Annotated in this window: 24 protein-coding genes; 4 read left to right on the top strand and 20 right to left on the bottom strand. The window is 50.9% G+C overall.

The features are described from left to right. Positions 1–52: 52 nt before the first annotated feature. The 5 genes from recG to DP119_RS05085 form a co-directional block, all read right to left on the bottom strand. Entirely contained in the window at positions 53–2095 is a 2043-nt protein-coding gene (recG, locus tag DP119_RS05105; RefSeq protein ID WP_112231437.1) for an ATP-dependent DNA helicase RecG, read from the bottom strand. After that, a complete protein-coding gene (gene sdaAA / locus DP119_RS05100) occupies positions 2085–2984 on the bottom strand; it encodes an L-serine ammonia-lyase, iron-sulfur-dependent, subunit alpha (protein ID WP_058383555.1) in 900 nt (299 codons plus the stop codon). Before sdaAA ends, recG begins: the two co-directional genes overlap by 11 nt. A 16-nt stretch (positions 2985–3000) precedes the next feature. Next, positions 3001–3663, bottom strand: coding sequence for an L-serine ammonia-lyase, iron-sulfur-dependent subunit beta (gene sdaAB / locus DP119_RS05095; RefSeq protein ID WP_112231435.1), 663 nt, complete (start codon positions 3661–3663; stop codon positions 3001–3003). 226 nt (positions 3664–3889) lie between these two features. Next, positions 3890–5542 carry a DAK2 domain-containing protein gene (locus tag DP119_RS05090; protein WP_112231433.1) on the bottom strand — a complete coding sequence of 551 codons (1653 nt, stop codon included), beginning with the start codon at positions 5540–5542 and terminating at the stop codon, positions 3890–3892. Between the two features lie 18 nt (positions 5543–5560). Then, the gene (locus DP119_RS05085) at positions 5561–5923 is read right to left on the bottom strand and encodes an Asp23/Gls24 family envelope stress response protein (protein ID WP_058383552.1); all 363 of its coding nucleotides are present in this window, start codon (positions 5921–5923) and stop codon (positions 5561–5563) included. A gap of 220 nt (positions 5924–6143) precedes the next feature. Here DP119_RS05085 and rpmB point away from each other — a divergent pair, with 220 nt between their 5' ends. Then, the gene (rpmB, locus tag DP119_RS05080; RefSeq protein WP_084632821.1) at positions 6144–6332 is read left to right on the top strand and encodes a 50S ribosomal protein L28; all 189 of its coding nucleotides are present in this window, start codon (positions 6144–6146) and stop codon (positions 6330–6332) included. A gap of 57 nt (positions 6333–6389) precedes the next feature. On the opposite strand, the gene DP119_RS05075 is transcribed toward rpmB, so the two are convergent. From DP119_RS05075 to DP119_RS05015, 13 genes are all read right to left on the bottom strand, one after another. Then, positions 6390–7028, bottom strand: coding sequence for a thiamine diphosphokinase (locus tag DP119_RS05075; RefSeq protein WP_112231431.1), 639 nt, complete (start codon positions 7026–7028; stop codon positions 6390–6392). Then, entirely contained in the window at positions 7025–7690 is a 666-nt protein-coding gene (rpe, locus tag DP119_RS05070) for a ribulose-phosphate 3-epimerase (RefSeq protein ID WP_112231429.1), read from the bottom strand. The genes DP119_RS05075 and rpe overlap by 4 nt, the downstream gene beginning before the upstream one ends. Next, positions 7683–8579: a ribosome small subunit-dependent GTPase A gene (rsgA, locus tag DP119_RS05065; RefSeq protein ID WP_112231427.1), complete on the bottom strand. Its 897-nt coding sequence runs from the start codon at positions 8577–8579 to the stop codon at positions 7683–7685. The genes rpe and rsgA overlap by 8 nt, the downstream gene beginning before the upstream one ends. Before the next feature lie 33 nt (positions 8580–8612). Further along, a complete protein-coding gene (gene pknB / locus DP119_RS05060) occupies positions 8613–10589 on the bottom strand; it encodes a Stk1 family PASTA domain-containing Ser/Thr kinase (RefSeq protein ID WP_112231425.1) in 1977 nt (658 codons plus the stop codon). A gap of 2 nt (positions 10590–10591) precedes the next feature. Next, positions 10592–11341 carry a Stp1/IreP family PP2C-type Ser/Thr phosphatase gene (locus DP119_RS05055; RefSeq protein ID WP_112231423.1) on the bottom strand — a complete coding sequence of 250 codons (750 nt, stop codon included), beginning with the start codon at positions 11339–11341 and terminating at the stop codon, positions 10592–10594. Between the two features lie 18 nt (positions 11342–11359). Further along, complete coding sequence (rsmB, locus tag DP119_RS05050) at positions 11360–12715, bottom strand: 16S rRNA (cytosine(967)-C(5))-methyltransferase RsmB (RefSeq protein ID WP_112231421.1); 1356 nt, start codon at positions 12713–12715, stop codon at positions 11360–11362. Continuing rightward, positions 12712–13644, bottom strand: coding sequence for a methionyl-tRNA formyltransferase (gene fmt / locus DP119_RS05045; protein ID WP_112231419.1), 933 nt, complete (start codon positions 13642–13644; stop codon positions 12712–12714). The genes rsmB and fmt overlap by 4 nt, the downstream gene beginning before the upstream one ends. Further along, positions 13641–14147 (bottom strand): peptide deformylase, encoded by a 507-nt coding sequence (gene def, locus DP119_RS05040; RefSeq protein ID WP_112231417.1) that lies wholly within the window; start codon positions 14145–14147, stop codon positions 13641–13643. Before def ends, fmt begins: the two co-directional genes overlap by 4 nt. A gap of 18 nt (positions 14148–14165) precedes the next feature. Further along, positions 14166–16562: a primosomal protein N' gene (gene priA, locus DP119_RS05035; RefSeq protein WP_112231416.1), complete on the bottom strand. Its 2397-nt coding sequence runs from the start codon at positions 16560–16562 to the stop codon at positions 14166–14168. Next, positions 16559–17758 carry a bifunctional phosphopantothenoylcysteine decarboxylase/phosphopantothenate--cysteine ligase CoaBC gene (gene coaBC / locus DP119_RS05030; RefSeq protein ID WP_112231415.1) on the bottom strand — a complete coding sequence of 400 codons (1200 nt, stop codon included), beginning with the start codon at positions 17756–17758 and terminating at the stop codon, positions 16559–16561. Before coaBC ends, priA begins: the two co-directional genes overlap by 4 nt. A 75-nt stretch (positions 17759–17833) precedes the next feature. Further along, positions 17834–18058 (bottom strand): DNA-directed RNA polymerase subunit omega, encoded by a 225-nt coding sequence (rpoZ, locus tag DP119_RS05025; RefSeq protein WP_112231413.1) that lies wholly within the window; start codon positions 18056–18058, stop codon positions 17834–17836. Further along, the gene (gene gmk, locus DP119_RS05020) at positions 18058–18678 is read right to left on the bottom strand and encodes a guanylate kinase (RefSeq protein WP_068869430.1); all 621 of its coding nucleotides are present in this window, start codon (positions 18676–18678) and stop codon (positions 18058–18060) included. The genes rpoZ and gmk overlap by 1 nt, the downstream gene beginning before the upstream one ends. Position 18679: 1 nt before the next feature. Beyond that, a complete protein-coding gene (locus DP119_RS05015; protein ID WP_112231411.1) occupies positions 18680–18949 on the bottom strand; it encodes an extracellular matrix/biofilm biosynthesis regulator RemA family protein in 270 nt (89 codons plus the stop codon). A 122-nt stretch (positions 18950–19071) separates the two neighbouring features. Here DP119_RS05015 and DP119_RS05010 point away from each other — a divergent pair, with 122 nt between their 5' ends. The 3 genes from DP119_RS05010 (at position 19072) to DP119_RS05000 (ending at position 22428) form a co-directional block, all read left to right on the top strand. Beyond that, positions 19072–20727: an Rqc2 family fibronectin-binding protein gene (locus DP119_RS05010; protein WP_112231409.1), complete on the top strand. Its 1656-nt coding sequence runs from the start codon at positions 19072–19074 to the stop codon at positions 20725–20727. A gap of 168 nt (positions 20728–20895) precedes the next feature. Beyond that, positions 20896–21735 carry a transporter substrate-binding domain-containing protein gene (locus DP119_RS05005; RefSeq protein WP_112231952.1) on the top strand — a complete coding sequence of 280 codons (840 nt, stop codon included), beginning with the start codon at positions 20896–20898 and terminating at the stop codon, positions 21733–21735. A gap of 15 nt (positions 21736–21750) precedes the next feature. Beyond that, complete coding sequence (locus DP119_RS05000) at positions 21751–22428, top strand: amino acid ABC transporter permease (RefSeq protein WP_112231407.1); 678 nt, start codon at positions 21751–21753, stop codon at positions 22426–22428. Positions 22429–22475: 47 nt separating this feature from the next. Here the strand turns inward: DP119_RS05000 and DP119_RS04995 are convergent, their stop codons facing one another. Together DP119_RS04995 and DP119_RS04990 are read right to left on the bottom strand one after the other, a co-directional pair. Further along, complete coding sequence (locus DP119_RS04995) at positions 22476–22886, bottom strand: VOC family protein (RefSeq protein WP_112231405.1); 411 nt, start codon at positions 22884–22886, stop codon at positions 22476–22478. 68 nt (positions 22887–22954) lie between these two features. Then, the gene (locus DP119_RS04990; RefSeq protein ID WP_112231403.1) at positions 22955–24289 is read right to left on the bottom strand and encodes a D-serine ammonia-lyase; all 1335 of its coding nucleotides are present in this window, start codon (positions 24287–24289) and stop codon (positions 22955–22957) included. Positions 24290–24397: the final 108 nt, after the last annotated feature.

Raw genomic sequence — 24397 nt, 5'->3', positions numbered from 1 at the left:
GAGTATATAAACAACAAAAAAAGAATGCAAGGAAAATCGGTCTCCCTGCATCCTAATCAAGCCTTCCGCCTTCGAGAATGCCGGAGTCTTCGAGCATCGCCCGCAGGCATTTCGTTTCGTCCGAGACCCAGAACGACTCGCTGGCGATCAACGCTTCCGCGTCTTTTCTCGCCGCTTCAAGCGCACGGTAATCGTGGACCAAATCCGCCATGCGGAACTCCGGGATGCCGCTTTGCTTGCGGCCAAAGAAATCCCCAGGACCACGCAGCTCCAAATCTTTTTCGGCAAGGATAAAGCCGTCGTTCGTTTCCGTCATCGAATTCATGCGCTCTTTGCCGATCTCCGTTTTCGGGTCTGCCAACAGCACACAATAGGATTGGTCGCTGCCACGGCCAACGCGCCCGCGCAATTGGTGTAGCTGCGACAAGCCAAAACGTTCAGCGTCATAAATAAGCATGAACGAAGCATTTGGGACGTTGACGCCGACTTCGACCACAGTCGTCGACACCAGCACCGCGATCTTTCCTTCAGCAAATTCACGCATCGTTTGCTCTTTTTCATCCGGATGCAGGCGTCCGTGCATCAACCCGACGGCATGACGGCCTTCGAAATACACCGTCAATTGCTGGTACAACTCGACCGCATTCTGGTATTCCAAGGTTTCGGATTCTTCGATCAGTGGTGCGATGACATACGCCTGCCGCCCGGCGAGAAGTTCTTTTTCCATGCGGCCGACAATTTTGCCGAACATTTCTTTTTTCATCCAATAGGTTTCGATCTCTTTTCGCCCGGCCGGCATTTCGTCGATGATCGAGACGTCCATTTCACCGAAAGCCGAAATCGCAAGTGTCCGTGGAATCGGTGTGGCGGTCATGAACAGGACATCCGGGTTCAAGGCTTTATCTTTCAGCACACGCCGTTGATCTACGCCGAAACGGTGTTGTTCATCGGTGATGACCAATCCTAGGCTTTTGAACAAAACTTCCGGCTGGATCAATGCATGGGTGCCAATCAGAAGGTCGATTTCGCCGTCGACTAGACGCTTCAACACTTCCTTGCGCCTCTTGCCTTTAACTGATCCCGTCAATAAGGCGACGCTGACGCCAAAGGGCCGGAACCATTCTTCGAGCGTGTTGGCATGCTGCTCAGCGAGGATTTCCGTCGGTGCCATGAGCGCCCCTTGTTTGCCTGCTGTGACGGCGGCATATAGAGCGATCGCGGCGACGACGGTCTTGCCGGAACCGACATCTCCCTGCAATAGGCGGTTCATCCGGAACGGTTCTTTCATGTCGCGACAGATTTCATTGACGACGCGCTTTTGGGCACTGGTCAAATCGAACGGCAAGGCATCGATGAACGCTTTCAAGCGATTCAAATCATAATCGATGAACGAACCGCCCTCCGCTTCCCGGTTCTTCTTGCGCAGCGCCTGCATCTTCAATTGGAATTGCAATAGCTCTTCATACACAAAGCGCCGGCGCGCCTGCTTAAGCGATGCCGCATCTTCCGGAAAATGGACAGTTTCTAGCGCTTCTTCAAACGGCAGCAGCTGGTATTCTTCACGGATGGAAGCGGGCAGGCAATCTTGAAGGCCCCCTTTTGTGGCATTTAACGCCTGCCGCATGAGCTTGCGAAAGGTTTTCTGGTGCATAGAACCTTTCAGGCTGTAAACCGGTTCAAAATCCGCGCCATCCGTCCGCGGTCCGATCGAATGGCTGGAAACCGTGATCAATTGGCGGCCGCGGTCCCATTTGCCGGTCAAGGTGACGATCGCGCCGATTTGAAGCTTGGCTTTCACGTAATGCTGGTTGAAGAATACCGCTTTGACGAGATGGCGGCCGACGAGCACCGTCACAGTCGTCCGTGATTTATTTTTCCCTAAAAAAAGGACGGAAGGCTCATTTTCGACCCTTCCCTCCACCGTTACCCGTTCATTATGGGGCGTTTCAGCCAGATCTTTGAGCTGGAAATCCTCGTGGCGATACGGGAAGGTCATGATCAAGTCTTCCAGACTTTCGATCTTCATGTCCCGTAAGGTTTCAGCCGCTTGCTTCCCGACCCCCTTCAATGAAGAGACGGGTGCTTTATTGTCCACTGCCGACTACCGACCCGCCGAAAATTTTTGATTCTAGCCATTTGCCGGTCGGTGTCGCAGCCAATCCGCCTTTTGCCGTTTCGCGGAACGCGCTAGGCATTGCTTGCCCGATTTCGAACATGGCGCTGATGACTTCGTCGCACGGGATGCGGCTGGTGACACCAGCGAGCGCCATATCGGCGGCAACAACCGCATTGGATGCACCCATTGCATTGCGCTTCACGCATGGCACTTCCACGAGCCCCGCCACAGGGTCGCAGACTAGACCGAGCATATTCTTCAAGGTAATGGCAAAAGCTTCAGAACTTTGCTGAGGCGTGCCCCCTGCCATTTCAATGATGGCAGCAGAAGCCATTGCCGCTGCAGAGCCGACTTCCGCTTGGCATCCACCAGCAGCTCCAGAAATCGAGGCGTTATTGGCCACGACAAAGCCGAATGCTCCGGATGTGAACAGATAACGGATCATCTGTTCACGCGTCGGGTTCAATTTATTCTTGACGGCAAACAAGGTGCCCGGGACAACCCCTGCGGATCCTGCGGTCGGCGTCGCGCAGATCGTGCCCATCGCCGCGTTCACTTCATTGGTCGCAACGGCTTTGCTGACGGCATCGAGCAACAGATCGCCGGACAGGCTATTGCCTTGCTGCATGTATTTTTGGAGAAGCACTGCGTCGCCACCGGTCAAACCGGAAACGGAATGAACGCCTTGCAAGCCTTTTTCGACCGCTTCTTCCATGACAGTCAAATTGCGCTCCATCTGCTGCATGATATCTTCCCGTGAACGGTCCGTGATGAGCATCTCCTGTTCGATCATGATCTCGGAAATGAGCTTGCCTTCTTTTTCTGCCCGTTCGACGAGCTCCCTAACATTTCGGAATAGAACATCCATTTCTCTTACCTCCAGTTTAGTCGGCGATGCGTGTGACTTGCGTAATGTTCGGCAACTCGCGCAATTCGCCCATTACTTCTACATCTACCGTCTGATCGACTTCGATGACCATCAAGGCCATGTCCCCGCGCTCTTTGCGGGATACTTCCATATGGCCGATGTTGATATCGTATTTATATAAACAATTCGCTACATTCGCGATACAGCCCGAGCGGTCATCATGGACGACGAGGATGGCCGGGTGATTGCCCGACAGCCTGAGCGGGAAACCATTCAGTTCCGTAATCTCGATCTTGCCCCCGCCGATGGAAATCCCCATCATCGACATTTCGGATTTTTCATCCCCGATGACGATGCGCGCCGTATTCGGATGGTCGACATGACCCGTTTCGGGAATGAATTCATAATCCAAGCCGAGTTTTTCCGCTTCTTCAAAAGCGGTTTTGATGCGTTCATCAAATGTATCATAATCCAACAACCCGCCGACGATCGCTACATCGGTCGAATGCCCTTTGTAAGTTTCAGCGAAAGAACCATATAAATGGATCTTTGCCCACTTCGGCTGCCTGCCGAACAAATCGCGTGCCACCCTGCCGATGCGTGCCGCCCCCGCAGTGTGTGATGATGATGGCCCGATCATTACCGGGCCGATTATATCAAAAACAGATTTGAACTTCATGTCCAAACCCCTCACTTTCCGTCTCGTATAATTTCATTTTACATGAAATGCGCCAAGGAAACAAAGATAATAAAGCGCATACATTGTCTTAACCGTGGGGATTTCCGCTACAAGCGGCAGCTCTTCCTTCATTGCGATATTTTATATATCGCAATGTGCTTTTCTATTTTGCCAAAATAAAAAAGCGGAAGCCCTTCGTCTTGTTCCCGGGGGCCTCCGCTTATTGTCATTCAACTGCCAAGATATATGGATAGAGCGGCTGCTTGCCGTTGTGGATTTCCACTTCGACCTCGCCGTTCAATGATTCGATGAATGCGCCGAGTTTTTCGGCATCCGATTCAGTGACGTCTTCGCCGAAGAGTATCGTGACGATCTCTGCATCTGCATCGACCAGCTTTTTGCATAGTTCTTCTGTAACTTTTTCGAGGCTTTCATCCGACACGACAATCTTGCCTTCGGAAATCCCCATGAAATCGTCTTTCTTGATGGAGACACCGTCGATTGAAGTATCACGCACCGCGAAAGTGACCGATCCAGACTTGACATGCTTGATCGCATCGCCCATCGCTTGCTGATTGTCCGCAACAGGGGCTTCCGGGTTGAAAGCGAGCAGAGCAGACATGCCTTGCGGGACATCTTTTGTAGGAACGACGGCTGCTTCGATATCAAGAAGCTCTGCCGCTTGTTCCGCTGCCATGATGATGTTTTTGTTGTTCGGCAAGATCAGCACGCGCTCCGCGCCGATCGAACGGACCGCATTGACAATATCTTCCGTGGATGGATTCATCGTCTGGCCGCCTTCGATTACATAGGAAGCGCCGATCGAGCGGAGCAATTCCGCTACGCCTTCGCCCATCGCTACCGTGACGATGGCATAAGGATGCTTCGCCTCTTCTGTTGAAGCAGTCTTTTTATGGTCCTCACCGACAATATCGGTGTGCTGCTGGCGCATGTTTTCGATCTTCATGCTGATCAGGCTTCCGTATTCCTGGCCGTATGTAAGGACTTTCCCCGGTTCTTCGGAGTGGATATGGATTTTCGCGATCTCGTCATCTGAAATGACCAGAAGGGAATCGCCGTAAGCGCTCAAGTCCGTACGGAACTCGGCTTCATTGAAAGAGCGTTTGCCGTCTTCGAATTTGACCATGAACTCCGTGCAATAGCCGAATTCGATATCTTCCGTGTTCATGAAGCCCGCGATGTTCTTGTGGTGCTCCGCACTGACCAGTTCATCCATCGAATTGTCGACATGTTTCTCCGGCAAAGCTTCACCTTTCAATGAGGCAAGGAAGCCTTCGTAGACGTAGACAAGGCCCTGCCCGCCGCTGTCGACGACACCGACTTCCTTCAAAACCGGCAACAGGTCCGGCGTTCTCTCGAGTGATGCTTTCGCTTCAGTGACGACTGCTTCGAACAGCATAATGATATCTTCTTCGCTCTCTGCCAGGCTCATGCCTTTAGCCGCCGCATCTTTGGCGACCGTCAGGATAGTGCCTTCTACGGGCTTCATGACCGCTTTATAGGCGGTTTCCACGCCGTGCTGCAAGGCTTCCGCCAATTTTTTCGATGACAGTTCAGGCTCATCCGCGATGAATTTGCCAAATCCGCGGAACAATTGGGATAGTATGACGCCGGAATTGCCGCGTGCGCCCATCAGCAAGCCCTTCGATAAAGCGCTTGCTGTTTTCCCGATATGCTCTTGCGCTTGGGATTCCGTTTCTTTTGCGCCGGATGTCATCGATAAATTCATGTTCGTCCCAGTATCGCCGTCCGGCACTGGGAAGACGTTCAATGCATCTACATAATCCGCGTTCTGGTAAAGATGATGCGCGCCCATCTGCACCATTTCAGCGAATTTCACTCCGTTTAATGACTTCATAACCGAATTTTCCTCCTCTTACGGGTTCGTCACACGAACGCCCTGGACATAAATGTTTACCGCACTTACCGGCATGCCCAATGTTTTTGTAATTGTATATTTCACTTTGGATTGGACTTGATACGCCACTTCCGAAATTTTCGTTCCGTAGCTGATGATTACGTACATATCAATGACCAAATCGCCATCTTCCTGGCGCACAAGGACTCCTTTGGCGAAGTTCTCTTTGCGGAGAATGTCCGTGAGGCCGTCGCGGATCTGGTGTTTGGTTGCCATTCCTACGATGCCATAGCATTCGATCGCAGCACCGCCGGCTATTTGGGCTATCACATCATTTGAAATATCGATTTGACCATATTCATTATTCAACTCAATCGACATTAAAATTCCTCCTCGAGTCCTATTTCACTCTTCTCATTCTACATGAAAGCCCTTTATAAGAAAAGCCAACGTTTTACACTGTAAAGGTTTTTTTCTTGAAAGGCTGTGAATTTCACTTGCGTCCCTCTTTTTTCTATGGTAAATTATTAAAGTATGTGAAACGAAAAACGAACTGAAATTCTATTATAATTTTCAGCTTCACTTGTGAGGAGGGACTTACATGCCAAAAGTATGTGCAGTATCTGGACGTAAAGCTCGTTCTGGAAACAGCCGTTCACACGCGTTGAACTCGACAAAACGTACATGGGGAGCTAACCTTCAAAAAGTTCGCATCCTTGTTGACGGCAAGCCGAAACGTGTATGGGTTTCCGCGAGAGCATTGAAATCAGGAAAAGTTGAGCGCGTCTAAACCGCTCATGAATAATGCCAGGCCTGACATCTGTCAGCCTGGCATTTTTTCGTGCATTCAATCGGAACTTTCTATGATGATCAAATGGCCGCCCGTGAATTCAACTGTCCCATCCCGCATTAATTCATTGCTGATAAAGCGTGTCGAACCGAACGGAATCCTCTCATCCTCCACTGGATATTTAAATCCTTCAATCGTAAAGCCGCCCACTTCTTCCGCAAACGGATAAAAAGACACATATTTGAACTCCTGATCCGCTTCCATGCTGTACTTTCCGGGTTCCCTGAAACGGATGCGGTTCTGCTTGTTCAATACGATGAAATCGATATGCGGATAGCTTCGTTGATAGGCAAAGACAATATGCAAAGCAGCCATGTAATGGTCCAGCCTGCCGCCGGTCACGCCAGTGATAATGACCGTGTCCGGATTGTAATGCATCGCTTTCTTCAAGGCCAATTCCGTATCCGATTCATCCTTTTCCGCCGGCGACCGCTCAAGTGACGGAAAAGCCGAACGGATTTCTTCGTACTCGCTGTCTGTCACCGAGTCAAAATCCCCGACCGCCTCCACTGGTTCAATGCCGAGCCCAAGCAGCGTCATGACCCCTGCATCCACCCCGATATAGGACGCCCCTTCATATGAAGAAAGGTCCGGCAGTTCGTCTGCCGGACCTCCTGCTGTGATTACGATAATCACGAGATAACTCCTTGCCCCGCCTTTTTGATCGCCTGCAGAGCTTGCGTGCGGTCTTGTTTGCCGAAAATGGCTGACCCGGCCACGAACACATTCGCCCCTGCTTGCGCGCACGGAACAATCGTTTCTTCATTGATGCCGCCATCGATTTGGATATCGACAGACAAGCCTTTGTCTTTGATCAATTGCGACAATGCCGCAACTTTCGGGACGACCGACTGGATGAACTTCTGTCCGCCAAATCCAGGGTTAACGGTCATGAACAGCACCAAATCGATATCTTCCAAAACATGCTGGATCGTTTCGATCGGCGTGTGCGGGTTCAAGACGACACCCGGTTTGACGCCGAACGAACGGATCAATTGGATGGTGCGATGAAGATGCGGGCACGCTTCGACATGGACGGTAATATAATCTGCACCAGCCTTGGCGAAATCCTCGATATAACGGTCCGGGTTCTCGATCATTAAATGAACATCGAGAGGAAGCTCTGTCAACGGGCGCAGCGCGTCGACCACAATCGGCCCCATCGTGATATTCGGGACGAAATGACCGTCCATGACATCGATATGGATCCAATCGGCTCCGGCTTTTTCGACTTCCTGTACTTCTTGTCCAAGTTTCGCGAAATCTGCTGCTAGAATAGACGGTGCAATTTTAATCATGTGAATACCTCGGCTTTCGATTCATTATTTCTTCCAAAAATTTCAAGTAGTGCTTATAGCGATATTCAGGGATGTCCCCTGTCTCAACCGCTTTTTTGATCGCGCATTTTGGTTCATTCAGATGCAGGCATTCGCGGAATTTACAGCCGCCTGCGCGTTGTTCCATTTCCGGGAAGCATGCCGACAATTGTTCTTTCTCGAGCTGTTCAAAGTCGAACGAGCTGAATCCCGGCGTGTCCGCGAGCAGACCGCCATTCACTTCGATCAATTCCACATGGCGCGTTGTATGCTTGCCTCGGTTCAAGGCTTGCGAGATATCATCGGTCTTCAACTTCAGCGACGGCAGAATCGTATTCAGCAAAGTTGATTTCCCGACGCCAGACTGCCCGGCAAGAACGCTTGTCTTGCCTTTGAGGACCGGCATCAGCCTTTCCTGCAATGTCGGGTCGTCTATGAAAGATTCAATGACATCGTATCCGATTGTCCGGTAATCATCAGCATAACGGTCCAGTTCTTCGCGCTCCGCATCCGACAATAAATCGATTTTCGTCAAGCAAATGACCGGCTGGATATCAAACGATTCAACCGCTACCAGGAAACGGTCCAATAACAGCGGATGGAAATCGGGCTGCTTGGCTGAAAACACTAAAATCGCCTGATCAATATTGGAAATGGGGGGGCGCACCAGTTCATTTTTGCGTTCATCAATATCCAGTATCGTCCCTTCGCGATCGTTATCCGCTTTGTACTCGACAAAATCCCCGACAAGCGGCGTGATTTGGCGGTTGCGGAAAACTCCACGGCCCCGGCACTGGGTGTAACGTTCACCGTCATCATCCAATACATAATAGAAGCCGCTCAACGCTTTTCTGATCTGACCTTTCGGCATAGCACCACTCCTTATCCATTCATTGTAGTTGTATTAATCTGCGTTCTCATAGTCCACTGTCTTTTCCAGGATGATCGTGGCATCCCTGACGATACGGTAGGAAGCGCTTGCGCCTTCAACAATCTGCATTTCAATCTGGTGTTCGGTCGTTTCCGTGATTGTGAATTCCTCGACCGGTTCGACCATGCTTTGGTTCTGGTCCTGAATATAGACGCGGATGGTCTGCTCGACCGGGTCTTCACCTTCTTCTGCAGGCTCTGCCGGCTCATAAGGGATTTCCACTGTTTCGACGTAGGTATTCACCGGAAGTTCCGCACTGCCAGAAGACAACACGACTTCAATCGTGCTTCCGACTTCAAGCATCTCTCCGCCCGCAACGTTTTGCGACAGCACCAACCCTGCTTCAACGGAATCGGATTCTTCTTCACGGACGATGCGGATATTGAATCCCGATGAACGGGCATACTCATTTAATTGTGCTTCTCCATAGCCGGTCAAATCTTCCACTTCGCGCATGTCCGGTCCTTTGCTGACGACGAATTCGACAGCGGTCTCGCTGATGGTGACCTCGGTTCCCGCTTCAGGGCTTTGGCTCAAGATCGTGCCGGGCGCTTCATCGGAAAACTCTTCCCGCGAATCGACCGATGCATAATTCGAACCTTCCAACATACGCTGTGCCTGGTCAAGTGACGTGCCGACATAATCACCAAACTCGGCCGTTTCTTTGCCCCTGCTAATGAATAGGCTGATGCTCGACTCTGGATCGCGCATCTTTCCTGCTTCCGGTATGGTACGAATCACGTGATTCTCTTCGACATCTTCAGAGAACTGTTCCGACTCTTCTGCGACAACAAAGCCAGCAGCGGTCAGCTCTTCGTGTGCCGCTTCTCTTTCCATCCCGGAAACATCCGGCACGGCCACTTGCCTAGGCTCAAACAATCCCGGGAACGCAAAGGCCATGATTAACCCGATCAAGATCAAGGCGGCGAAAATCGCCAAGACAATCGGCGTTTTCTTTCGTTTTTTCTTCTCAGGCGGCTTGTTCTTCTCTTTTTTATCCTCTTTGACAGGAATCGCCATCGTTTTGGTCGCATCGGCCTGTTCGTACGTGCCCGTATCTTTGATTGCCGGCATGGCGCGTGTTTCCCCTTCGTCTACCGGCACGGCAAATTTCGGTTCGTTGATTCGTTCCGGAGTGAGCGCCGTCGAAAGGTCTTCTGCCATTTCATCCGCTGAGGCATAACGGTATTGCGGATTTTTCGCGGTCGCTTTCAATACGATATTTTCAAGGCTTTGCGGCAGGTCCGGTACGTTTTCTTTCAATGAAGGCGTTTCCGTTTGCAGATGCTTCAAGGCGATAGCCACAGCTGATTCACCTGAAAACGGCAGCTTTCCAGTCAATAGTTCATACATGACGATGCCGAGTGAATAAATATCGGATTTTTTATTCGCCATGCCGCCTCTTGCCTGTTCAGGAGACAAGTAATGAACAGTCCCGAGTACCGAATTGGTCTGTGTGTATGAAGTGGCACTCAATGCCATGGCAATGCCGAAATCCGAGATTTTGACGTTGCCGTCTTCATCCACCAGCACGTTCTGCGGCTTGATATCCCGGTGGACAATATGGTTGTGATGGGCATGCGCAAGGGCAGATGCCAATTGCTTCATGATTTCCACGGCGCGTTCCGGTTCAACCCGGGAATGTTTGATGATGTATTCTTTCAACGTATCACCAGGTACATACTCCATGACGAGATATGGCAAGTCATTGTCTTCCCCGACATCGAAAATACTGACGATGTTCGGATGGCCAAGGCTTGTCGAAGACAGCGCTTCCCGTTTGAAGCGGCGGCGCAATTCCTCTTCATTGCTGAAGTCGTAGCGCAGCACTTTGATGGCGACATCACGGTCAAGGATCATGTCATGCGCCAAATAGACATTCGACATGCCTCCGCTGCCGATCGCTTCAAGCACCTTATAGCGGCCATTAATTCGTTTTCCGATTAACATCGCTAAACCTCCTCGCCGAGCGCCGTCAACAATACAAATGAAATATTGTCTTCTCCGCCGAGGTCATTGGCCAGCGCAATCAAGGCTTTGCCTTTTTGAGACAGTGAAGCTTTCGAGCGGACAATCGACGAAATGTCCCGCTCATTCAATTTATTGCTTAATCCGTCGGTGCATATCAGGAAATAAGAAGTGCCAGCGAGAGAAAAATGATGCATTTCCCGCTCGATGTCAGGTTCCGTGCCCAGTGAGCGCAGGATCCAGTTTTTCTTCGGATGGTCTTCCGCCTGCTGTTGGGTAATTTCCCCGTTATCGACTAGCACGTTGACATAGGAATGATCACGCGTCACTTGCGCCATCGACGGGCCGATGACATACGCACGGCTGTCGCCGATATGGCATAGTACACAATCATCCTCTTCAATCAATGCGGCGATTAGAGTCGTTCCCATCCCTTTGCATTCGCTATGGGTGATGGAATGTTCATAAACAAGCCGGTTGACTTGCAACACTTGGCCAGATAGCCAGGCCGTCTTTTCTTCTGTCGTTTCAAACGTTTCTTCGTCCGCTTCCATGAACCTTCTGCCGAGTTCATCAACCGCCATCCGGCTCGCAACGTCTCCTGCATTATGGCCGCCCATGCCATCTGCGACAAGCGCGAGCAATAATCCGCCGGGGCGTTTGAGCACAGCGACGCGGTCTTCATTGACTTTCCTTTTTCTACCGGTATCGCTTTCAATTACATACTGAAACAATAGTGGACACCCCGCTTTTTAGCTTTCGGCAACTTGGCCGTCGGTTTTTCTGAAGCTTGCGATAAAAAATCCGTCACTCCCGAAATCCTGCGGGAAGACTTGGACAAATCCTTTGCCTTTGCTCTTGAACGCGGCAGGCAATTCAGCAGGGATCTGTTCCATTTGCGGATGTGTGTTCATGAACTTCTCAGCAGTTCCCCGGTTCTCTTCGGTATCGACCGTACACGTGCTGTAGACGAGAATGCCGCCTGGCTTCAACAGCTTCACCGCTTCATCGAGAAGCGCAAGCTGAATCGTCTGCAAGCGCCCGAAATCATCCGGCGTTTTCGTGTATTTGATATCCGGCTTGCGCTTGATGACACCAAGCCCGCTGCAAGGTGCGTCCACCAGGATCCGGTCGAATTTTTCTTCGCCGAAGCGCTCGCTGCTTTCACGGCCGTCTCCGACTGTGGTTTCGATTGTCTGGTGACCCAAGCGTTTTGCGGTTTCTTCAATCAATTTGACTTTATGGGCGTGCAAATCCATCGCCAGTACCGCCCCATGTCCTTCAAGCTTTTCGGCGATGTGGGTCGTCTTCCCGCCAGGCGCCGCGCACATATCGAGCACGGTCATGCCAGGTTCCACTTGCAGCGCATAAGCCGGCAGCATCGAACTTTCATCTTGTATGGTGATGAAGCCTTTTTCGAATGCTTGCGTGCGCACCGGTTGCCCGCCCGTGACGACAAGGCATTCAGGGATAATCTTGCTTGGTTCGGCAGTCAGCCCTTCCGATTCGAGCATTTCGATCACTTGTTCCGGCGTCGCCTGAACGGTATTGACACGCACCGTCTGGAGCGGCGCTTTATTGTTCTCGAGCGCCATTTCGCGGGCTTTTTGCATGCCGAATTGTTCCGACCAGCGCTTGATCATCCAAGCCGGGTGGCTCGTTTCGATGGAAATCTTTTCGATTGGGTCGGCAATTTCATTGAATGAACGCACGCCTGTACGCTGGACGGAACGCAGAATGCCGTTAACGACAGACGCAATGCCGCCATGCCCGCGCCGTTTGGCGATTTCCACTGCTTCGTTGATGACGGCATGGAACGGGATGCGGTCCAAGTAAACGATTTGATAGAGCGATAAGCGCAGAAGCGTCCGCACCCATGGATCGAGCTTGCCTTTGATATACGGTTCTAAATAATAGTCCAAGGTCATTTGATGCTGCAGCGTGCCATAAGTGATTTCCGTCAACAAGCCTTTGTTTTTGGCGGAAATGCCGTAGCTGTCCATTGTTGTATTCAATAAGAGGTTGCTATATGCCTGTTTGTTTTCCACGGCATAGAGAATCGACAATGCTGCATCTCTTACATTGCCGTGGATTTTTTTGTTTTTCATTCGAATCGGTCCCCTGCCTGTAATTTCGGCCCACGTAAATAATCTTCAGCCGTCATGCGTTTTTTCCCAGCCGGCTGCAATTCTTTGATGGCAAGTGCGCCTTCGCCGGTTTGGACGATAATGGCATCTTTTGTCAATTCGATGATTTCACCCGGCGCGCCGGTTTTCTGGCTGTCGGCAATTTCCGTCCACCACAATTTGACATTGGCGTCTGCTAAAGTTGTGAACGCGACCGGCCATGGATGCAACCCGCGCACTTGGTTATAGATTTCGCGTGCGGATTTGTTCCAGTCGATGCGTTCCTGCTCCCGTGAAATATTGCGCGCAAACGTGACGCGTTCTTCGTCCTGTGGAATTCGCTCATTGGTCCCGTCGATGATCGACGGCAAGGTTACTTTCAACAACTCCATTCCTGCCGCACTTAATTTCTCGAACATGCTGCCGGTATGGTCCGTTTCTTCGATCGGTATCGATTTTTGTGAAATGATATCCCCTGCATCCAGACGATCCACCATATACATGATCGTCACGCCGGTTTCTTTTTTGCCGTCAATGATCGCCTGGTGGATCGGCGCACCTCCACGGTATTCCGGAAGCAGTGAGGCGTGCACGTTGATGGCGCCCAGTTTCGGGGCTTCGAGTACCGATGTGGGCAAGATTTGCCCGAATGCCGCTGTCACAATCAAATCCGGCTTTAGGTCGAGAATTTTTTGCGCTTGTTCGGGATCTTTCAGTTTTTCCGGTTGGTAGACCGGCAATCCAAGTTCCAATGCTTGCTCTTTCACTGGCGTCGGCGTCAGGATTTTCTTTCTGCCGACAGGGCGGTCGGGCTGTGTGACGACCGAAACGATGTCGTATCCCTCATCGGCAAGCATCTTCAAGATTGGAGCCGAAAATGCCGGCGTTCCCATGAAAACAATTTTGGTCAAAGCGAATCCTCCTCTTCCTGCTGGCGGATCAGTTCATCCAATTCTTCCTGGGTGACGTATTTCTCGATTTTGCTCGTGAACAGCACGCCGTCCAAATGGTCCATTTCATGTAGGATGGCACGCGCTTCGTAACCTTCTGCCTCCAGTTCATACCACGAGCCGTCGCGTTCCTGGGCTTTGATTTTGATGCGGCCATGGCGCTCGACTTCCCCGAAAATACCCGGGAAGCTCAAACAGCCTTCGATATCCGTCTCTTTCCCTTCGAATAAAGCGAGTTCCGGATTGACCATTTCAATCGGCTCCTGCCCTTCCTGGAAATCGACGATCGCGACGCGCAGTGAGACACCTACTTGTGGCGCAGCAATGCCGACACCGTCCGCTTCGACCATCGTCTCGTGCATATCATCCAATAAGACTGCAAGCTCGCGGTCGAATTCAGTGACCGACTTGCACGGGGTTTCTAATACTTCGTTCGGGTGTTTCACAATTTCACGGATTGCCATTTCTATTCCTCATTTCTGCTACATGACTGTTGTCGGATTCATGTCGATGGACAAAGTCGCACCCGTTTTGATCCAGTCGCTGCGGTAGATTTTGATCAATTGCTGCAGCACTTCAGCCAGCTTCGGTTCATTTTTGTATTTTATCAAACATTGATAGCGATATCTATTGTTCACACGGGCGATGAGCGATGCTGAAGGGCCGATAATAATGGTTTTGGGCGACAGGCGGTGGCGCAGGTATTCGGTCATCTGCTGGGCATAGCCCGACACCGTCATCAAATCCTCATGGGTGAACTGGATATTGACGACATAATAATACGGAGGGTATCCGCTCGCCCGCCGCATAGCCATTTCCTGCTCATAGAACGGTTCGTATAATTGGTCTTTTGCGAGCGTGATCGCATAATGCTCCGGCGTATAGGTCTGTACATACACCTCGCCCGGCAATACGTCGCGTCCCGCGCGGCCGCTTACTTGGGTCAATAATTGGTAAGTTTTCTCGGCTGCCCGGAAATCCGGCAAATGCAAAGTCGTATCCGCCGATAAGACACCGACCAATGTAATATTCGGGAAATCCAAGCCTTTGGCGATCATTTGCGTGCCGAGGAGAATATCGGCTTTGCCTTCGCCGAACGCTGACAAGATCTTTTCATGTGCGCCTTTATTGCGGGTCGTATCGACATCCATCCGCAACACGCGCGCATCCGGCACGAGCTTCGCCAGTTCCTCTTCAACTTTTTGGGTCCCTGTGCCGAAAAAGCGGATATGGTCGCTTTCGCATTCCGGGCAAGTCGTCGGCACGGGTTCATCATAGCCGCAATAATGGCATTTCATGCGTTCGCTCGCCCGGTGATAGGTTAGCGAAATATCACAGTTCGGGCATTGCAGCACCGTTCCGCAATCGCGGCATAAGACGAATGACGAGTAGCCGCGCTTGTTCAAAAACAGCACGACTTGCTCTTTCCGTGCCAGGCGCGCGCGTATCGCTTCCGCCAATTCCACGGAAAACATCGACCGGTTGCCGGTGCGCAGCTCTTCGCGCATATCGACAATATGAACTTCAGGCAGCGGCTGGTTTTTCGCCCGGTTTTTCAGCGCGAGTAATTCATAGACGCCTTTTTGGGCGCGCGCATACGATTCAAGTGATGGCGTCGCGCTACCAAGGATGACGGGGCATTGATGCTGCTGGCTGCGCCAAATCGCCACATCCCGTGCGTGGTAGCGGGGTGAGTCGTCTTGTTTATAGCTGGATTCATGCTCTTCGTCGAGGATGATCAAGCCAAGATTTTGAAACGGCGCAAAAATCGCTGAACGGGCCCCTACGACGACTTTCACTTCCGCACGCTGGATTTTTCGCCATTCATCGTATTTTTCCCCTGCTGATAAGCCACTGTGCAGCACTGCGACCAAATCGCCGAAACGCTCCTTAAAGCGGATGGTCATCTGTGGCGTCAAGGAAATTTCCGGGACGAGCATAATCGCTTCCTTGCCTTCTTCAAGCACTTGGGCGATCGTCTGCAAATAGATCTCCGTTTTTCCGCTGCCGGTGATGCCGTGAAGCAAAAAGGTTTTTTCCGTGTTGAGCGAGGATTGGATAGCATCGAATGCCGTTTGCTGTTCATCCGTCAAATCCAAGGCGATCTTTTGTTCAATAGCGGTCAGAAGTGAAGGGTCCCTGTACGATTCCATGGACGAAAAATTGGCCAAGCCTTTTTCCGCCAGAGCGTTGACCGTCGGAAGCGAAACACCAGCTTGCTTTTGCAGTTGGGAAGATTCAAAGCTTTGGCCCACGTGTTTCAAGAAAAATTCCTGCAGCTTCAATTGCTGCTTGGCGTTCGCTCTTATGGAAATATTTTCTATATCTTCTGCAGAATCTGTAATATGGACCATGCGTATTTTTTTCACGCCGGTTTTCTGCTGGATGTTCGTATCCGCAAGCACCGTACCTTTATCCATTTCCTTTTTCATAAGCCCATAGACCGCTTCCGCTTCCTGGGCACGGACAAAGTCACGTGTGCCGAAATACGGATGTAGCTCTTTCGGCAGCTCGTCGATAGCAGCATTCAACACGAACCGCTTCTCGTATTTGGCGCGAAGTGCTGCTGGCACCATGACTTGCAGGGCATCGATTTCAAAACACACCGTCTGGCGTTTCATCCATTGTGCAAGCTCGAGCATTTCTCCGTTCAATACGGGCACGACATCCATCAATTCGTGGATCGGCTTGAGCCGTTTTGGGTCAAATTCAGATGTGTCTTTGATAGTTGTAATAAAGCCGAGCACTTTGCGGTTGCCAAAAGGCACTTTGACGCGCATGCCCGGCTCGGTGAGTGCCTGGAATTTTTCCGGCACTGCATAATCGAAGGGCCGGTCAATCGGATGTGCGGCAACATCGACGATGACTTCGGCAATCATTTTGCAAATTCCTTTTCAGTGATAAGCGTTAACAAATCGAGCGCAAGCGCTTTTTTCGGCATGACCGGGAATGCCCTTTCGAATTCCCCGCGGCCGTAGACCGTCACTGCATTCGTGTCATGGTCAAAGCCGGATTGGTCTGCGCTGACGTCGTTGGCGATGATATAATCAGCATTTTTCCGCTCGAGTTTATCTTTGGCATATTGCGCCACATGATCGGTCTCTGCCGCGAAGCCGACCAGGATTTGATGGCCCTTCAGTTGGCCGAGCTGCTGCAGGATATCTACTGTGCGCTCCAGCTCAAGGACCGAATTGCCTTCTTTTTTCTTAACCTTCTGCCCCGCGATGGCCGCCGGGCGGTAATCAGCGACAGCTGCTGTCTTGACGACCAAGTCTGCGCTGTCGTATTCACTAAGCACTGCTTCTAGCATCTGCTGTGCGCTTTCGACTTGAATGCGTTTGACACCGCTTGGCAACGGCAATGACACCGGGCCGCTAATCAAAATTGTCTCAGCGCCGAGTTCCGCTGCCGCTTCTGCCATGGCATAGCCCATCTTGCCGCTTGAAAAGTTCGTCAAAAAACGCACCGGGTCGATTCGTTCCCGAGTCGGCCCAGCCGTCACGACCACTTTTTTGCCTTTTAACGGCTTGTTTTTCGTGAAATGGCCGGCCACCAGTTCAGTGATTTTCTCTGGTTCTTCCAAACGCCCTTTGCCTACATAGCCACAGGCCAAAAAGCCTTCAGACGGCTCGATGAAACGGATGCCGTCATGATGCAAACGGTCGATATTGCGCTTGACTGCCCGATGGTCGTACATATGGACATTCATCGCAGGCGCGACCCAAATCGGTGCTGTCGTTGCAAGCAATACCGTCGAGACCATATCATCGCCTAGGCCATTCGCCATTTTAGCGATCATATTGGCGGTTGCAGGAGCGACGATTACGAGGTCTGCCCAGTCCGCCAAATCGATATGGGCAATGACTGAAGAATCTTTTTCGTCGAATGTATCAAAATAGACATCGTTTCTGGACATGACCTGGAACGATAAAGGCTGGACGAATTGCTTCGCTGATTCTGTCATGATGACTTTAACTTCCGCCCCTGCCTGGGACAATTTGCTGACGAGGGCGACCGCTTTATAGACGGCGATGCCGCCGCTTACACATAATAGGATTTTTCGATTTGCCAACACCGCTAAACACCCTTTCTAAACAACAAACTCCCAAAGAACAGGTTCGCTCTGGGAGTCGTCAATTGAGATCATAAGTTAAATTTCGTCTTCGTAAATCGCGGATGCATCTTGCTGAACCGGCGTCAATGCGCCTTCTGCAATCTCTTCAAGCGCTTTTCCGACCGCTTTGTGGGATACATAGGAATCCAGTTTCTCATCGCCATGTTCGTGCAACTGGCGGGCTCTCTTGGAAGCCAGGGCTACCAAGGAGTATTTCGAATCGATGCGGCTTTTCAGTTTATCAACGGATGGGTATAACATCAGGCATTCTCCTTTAGCATATCTAAGTATCTTTTCTCGACGCGTTCCCGCTTGCAATGCTCCGCGATGATGATGGCATTGATGCGGTCGCATGCATTTTCGACTTCATCGTTCTCGACGACGTAATCATACAGGTTCATCATCTCGAGTTCTTTCCTGGCGGCATGGATGCGTGAAGCGATCACTTCATCCGACTCCGTGCCCCGGCCCACCAAGCGCTCTTCAAGTTCCGATAGGCTAGGGGGCGCAAGGAAGATGAACAAGCCATCCGGCACTTTATCGCGCACTTGCGCAGCCCCCTGTACTTCGATCTCCAGGAACACGTCTCGCCCGGCATCGCGCATTTTGTTGACGTACTCTAGCGGCGTGCCATAATAATTTCCGACATACTCGGCATATTCGAGCAATTGCCCTTGATCGATCAGTTCTTCAAATTCATGACGGGTCTTGAAGAAATAATCGACTTCATCCACTTCCCCTTCACGCGGCGCGCGCGTCGTCATGGAAATGGAATATTCATAGTTTGTATCCGGCTGTTGGAACAGCTCTTTTCGCACCGTGCCTTTGCCGACGCCCGAAGGCCCGGAGAGCACGATAAGCAGTCCGCGTTGTTTTCTCATTTTATCCCTCGCTTGCCTCATCATCATTTTCTTCAATCCGCGCAAGTGCCGTCTCGACCGACAAGGCGGAAATGACCACATGATCGCTATCCATGATAAAGATCGATTTGGTCTTCTTGCCGCCTGTCGCATCGACAAGCAGGCCTTTGCTGCGCGCTTCCTGTATCAAGCGCTTGGAAGGCGCCGAGTCCGGCTGAATCATCGAGACGATGCGGTTCACTGATACTGCATTGCCCGACCCGATGGATATGAACTTCGGCTTTCTCTTCATCTTCCTCACCGCCATCAATGCTCAAGTAATATGTTCGCACTTAAAACTAACTGTCTTATTATATCATATTCTTCCGTGAAAATGATAAGATGGAACAAAACGATTTGAAAGAGGGATTTTTCATGGCATTTGATGGATTGTTTACGAAAGCGATGACGAGCGAATTGCAACAGCTCGTCACCGGAAGGATTTCAAAAGTTCATCAGCCTAATCAGCTCGAACTGCTCCTGCATATACGCGCACAAGGAAAAAACCATAAATTACTCATCTCGATCCACCCATCCTATTCACGTATCCATTTAACGAACACGGCGAACGTCAATCCATCGGAACCGCCGATGTTCTGCATGCTCTTGCGAAAGCATATCGAAGGCGGCGTCATCACGGGAGTCGATCAGCACGGCTCCGACCGGCTGATCATCCTGCGCATCCGCGCCCGCAACGAAATTGGCGATGAGATCGAACGCGAGCTCCATGTCGAAATGATGGGCCGGCATTCGAATATCATATTGGTCGACACTGAGCGCGACATGATTCTCGACAGCCTCAAGCATTTGCCGCCGAGCGTCAACTCGTACCGGACGATTTTACCGGGCCAGGATTATGTGTTTCCGCCCTCACAGGATAAACAGGATCCATTTGCGGCGGATGCAGACTTCGGCGGTCTTACCGACAAGGAAATTGTCTCCCGGTTTGCCGGCTTTTCCCCGGTCACGGCAAAAGAGCTGAACTACCGGCTCGAACGGAACCCTGATGGCGCAGCGGCCTTTCTTTCTGACTTTAATGCCCCGCAACCAGCAGGCTATTACGTCGAACAAAATGGAAAAAGCTATTTTTCCGCGACTGAATTGACGCATCTCGGGCAGGACAATATGCGTTTTGACAATTTATCCGAACTGCTCGACCGGATTTATTATGCCAAAGCCGAACGCGACCGTGTCAAGCAGCAGGCAGGGGATTTGGAGCGCTGGCTTCAAAACGAAATCGCCAAACTGAAACTGAAGCTGAAAAAACTTCAGAAAGAACAGGACCAGGCAAAGAAACGAGATCAATTGCAATTGAACGGCGAATTGATCATGGCTAATCTGCACACCATCAAAAAGGGAATGAAACAAGCGGAAGTCGTCAATTATTATAATGAAGAAACTGTGACGATCACACTCGACCCGCGCAAGACACCGATCGAGAATTCCCAGAAATACTACTCGCGTTACCAAAAAGCCAAAACGGCCGTCGTCAAAACGCATGAGCAAATCGAAAAGACCGAAGAAGACATCCGCTATTTCGAATTGCTCATGCAACAAGTGCAACAGGCGGGGCTCTCCGATATCGAAGAAATCCGCGAAGAATTGGCTGAACAAGGTTATATGAAAGCACAGAAATCGAAGAAAAAGAAAAAGCCGCAAAAGCCGAATGTCGAGCATTATGTATCGAGCACCGGCATTCCGATTTCAGTCGGCAAAAACAATAAACAAAACGATTATGTGACCTTCAAGGTCGCATCGAAATCCGATACATGGCTGCACACGAAAGACATTCCGGGATCGCATGTCATCATCCATTCGCAAGAACCGGATGAAGACACCATCCTAGAAGCTGCCAGCATCGCCGCTTATTTCAGCAAAGCGCGCGAATCGGCCTCCGTCCCAGTCGATTACACCGAAGTCCGCCAAGTGAAAAAACCGAGCGGCGCCAAGCCCGGTTTCGTGATTTATTTCGAACAGAAAACCGTCTACGTCACTCCCGATGAAGATCTGGTGTTAAAATTGAAAAAATAAGTTTGGACATGCCCGTACTGGCTTTTGCAGTGCGGGTTTTTTCTTACCATAAGATAAGTTTACATAATAATATTATAAAATAAATAATGCGGCAAAGCATTGCCCCAAGCTATAGTTAATGCTATCTTTTTATAGGACATCAATTAAGGGGGCCTATCATTGAATATCATGACAAAACGAACATACATAACTGCTGCCCTGTTCGGCACTGCAGCAATTGCATTATCAGCTTGCGGAAATGAAGCTGCTGAAACCGAACAGCCGTCAGAATGGGACCGCATCCAGGAGGAAGGCGTCTTGACTGTCGGTACATCCGGCACACTGTTGGCGACTTCATTCCGCGACGAAGAAAGCGGCGAATTGACGGGCTTTGAAGTAGAAGTCGTACGGGAACTCGGCAAACGCCTGGATCTTGACATCGAATTCCGCGAACTCGGATTCGACGAAATGCTGACAAGCGTCAGCACAGGACAGCTCGATATGGCAGCGAACGATATCGAAGTGACGGAAGACATGACCGATAAATTCCTGTTCTCCACACCGATCAAATATTCCTATGGTACAGCGGTTGTCCGAAAAGATGACTTATCCGGCATCGAATCACTGGAAGACCTGGAAGACAAAAAAGCAGCCGGTGCTTCGACATCGGTCTATATGCAGATCGCCCGCGACTACGGTGCAGAAGAAGTGACATATGACAACGCAACGAATGAAATCTATTTGCGTGATGTGTCGATTGGCCGGACCGACGTCATCCTGAACGATTATTATTTATCGACTTTCGGAGTGGCAGCGTTCCCGGAGCTCAACATCACGATCCACCCGGACATCAAATACTTGCCGTCTGAAGTCGGCCTTGTCATGAATGAAGACAACGAAGAATTGCTCGAACAAGTGAATGGCGCGCTTGAGGAGATGCTTGCGGATGGCACCATCAGCGACATTTCAGCTGAATTCTTCGGCGGTGCCGATGTTTCCATTGAACCGGACATCGAAGAGGAAAACTAAAGGAGGCCCATTGTTATGAGCGATATCGAATGGGGGCTGTTATTCGATCCTGAACTTGCGATCAATTCCCTGCCCTACGTGCTTGAAGGCATTTGGTTGACGCTGTTGATTTCGATGGGCAGCATGCTGGGCGGTTTGGTCATCGGCTTTTTCCTTGCGCTCGCGAGGACATCGAAACAGCCCCTGCTCCATCTGCCAGCCCGGCTTTACATCTCCTTCATGCGCGGGGTGCCGATTCTCGTCATCTTGTTTTTGCTGTATTTCGCGCTCCCTGTCATCGGTGTCGAATTCACCGCCCTGCAGGCAGCGCTTATCGGCTTCACCATCAATAGTGCCGCCTATATCGCTGAAGTGTTCCGCTCGGCACTGGCATCCGTCGACAAAGGGCAATGGGAATCGTCCACCGCCCTCGGCCTCAGTTACTGGCAAACAATGCGCCGCATCATTTTGCCTCAATCGGTGCGCATCGCTGTCCCGCCTTTATCGAATGTCTACTTGGACTTGATCAAAGCTTCGTCGCTCGCTGCGATGATCACGGTGCCGGAAATTTTCCAGAAAGCGCGGATTGTCGGCGCACGCGAATACGACCTGTTGACATTGCTCATACTCGTCGCACTCATCTACTGGGCGATCTGCACGGTCATGACCGTATTGCAGAACTACCTGGAAAAGCGTTACGCCGAATATTTGTGAATACGCAAAACCCGCGCCGAATTTTCCGGCGCGGGTTTTATGTGTTGCTATTCGAATGCCTCGTCTTCCATATACATGACTTCCCATAAATGGCCGTCCGGATCGTTAAAACTCCAGGAATACATGAACTTATTGTCCATCGGCTCGTTCGCGGAACTGCCTCCTGCTGACATCGCTTTCTCTACCCATTCATCGACTTCTTCACGGCTTGACGCCGATAAGGCAATGATCGCCTCTGCACTTTTGGATGTATCGGCAATGTCTTTATGGGTGAAGCTTTTGAAGAAATCTTCCACTAGCAGCATCGCATACATATTTTGGCCGATAATCATGCATGTGGCGTTATTGTCCGTCATCCGCTCATCGAAATCAAAACCCATTTCGCCAAAAAACTTCATCGACCGCTCCAAATCCCTAACTGGCAAATTAACGAAAATCTGGTTCGCTTGAATGGCCATGTCTCCGCTTCCCTTCTTTTTCGTTTATCGTTCACTCTTCTATTCGTGGAATGAAATGAAAATCCTGCCTATTGTCCCAGTTTCTCCAACCCTCTTGCATAGAAATCGGCCGTCTCTTCTTCAGGCACGAGCGCGCCACCGGTCAGCCAGACGATATGGGCAGCTTTTCCGGGATCGATACCATGTTCTTCAGCATAATTTGTCGCTGCCATCATGAACGGCCCGGCAAACCCGGCTGCTGCGGAAGGTTCAACCTTGATCCCTTCGCTGTCTTTCAGCATGGCGAGCAGCGGGAATAATTCCTCATCCTCGACCGTTGCAATGCCCGATATCAATTGCTCAGAACTCGCGGATGCAAAACTCGATGCCCTGCCGACCGCAAGGCCATCCGCTTCCGTCCGGTTGTCGATGCCAATGTCCTGGACACTGATGCCGCTCTTCAAGCCCGTCATGAGCCCGAGCAAGACAGCAGGCGAATGGGTCGGTTCGATGAACACCGGATGGACATGATCGCCGAACATATGGCGCAGCCCGAATGCGATGCCCCCTGGCGCCCCGCCGACACCGCATGGCAAATAGACGAATAGCGGATGCTCTTCATCCACCTGAACTTCCTGTTGCTCCAGCTGTTGTTTCAAACGCAGCGCAGCCACGCTATAGCCGAGAAACAATTCGCGGGACTTCTCGTCATCGACAAAATAGCCGTTCGGCAATCGAAGCGTCTCTTCGCGCCCAGCCGTGACCGCTTCACTGAAGTCACCGCTGAATTCGACTACGCGGACGCCTTTTTTCCTGAGTAGCTCTTTTTTCCACTCTTTGGCGTCCGCTGACATATAGACGGAGACCTTGAATCCAAGCTCTGCACTGATGATGCCGATGCTCAGCCCTAAATTCCCGGTCGAGCCGACGCCGACGGAATGACCTCCAAAGAACGTTTTAGCTTCTTCCGTTGCAAACCATTCATAGGAATCCTTACGCGTGACAAGCCCTTCTTCCAGTGCCAGCGTTTCTGCATAGCGCAGCACTTCAAAAAATCCGCCGCGTGCCTTGACCGAACCCGCAACCGGCAGCTCGTTGTCGCATTTGACGTACAATTTTCCCGGCAGTTGCTCGCCGTAATACGCTTCTAATTGCTTTTGCATGCGCCCCGCTTCCTGCAGCTCCGATTCGATGATGCCCCCTGTTTCCGTTGTTTCGGGGAACACTTTCATTAAATACGGGGCAAAGCGCAGCCATAATTGCTCCGCTTCTTCGAGATCATCGATCGTCACGGGCAGGCCTTGCACATGCCCCATATCCCTGCGTTTCGGGTTGAGCCAAACGACTGGCTTCAAGTCGAGCAAATCCTCCATCAGCGGATGCTCATCTGTCCATTTGCGGATCTCTTGCTTCGTAAAACCCATATCTTACCGCCTCCTTGTCATTAGTTATACCATATCCTTTTTCACTTTCTCTAGTTCCCTGAACGGACGAAAAAACCTTCGCACATCCTGTAGATGCACGAAGGTTTT

It is taken from the genome of Planococcus maitriensis (assembly GCF_003289925.1).
Lineage (GTDB): Bacteria > Bacillota > Bacilli > Bacillales_A > Planococcaceae > Planococcus > Planococcus maitriensis.
Note: the sequence above shows the minus strand (reverse complement) of the source record. Positions and strands in the feature narration are given on the sequence as shown.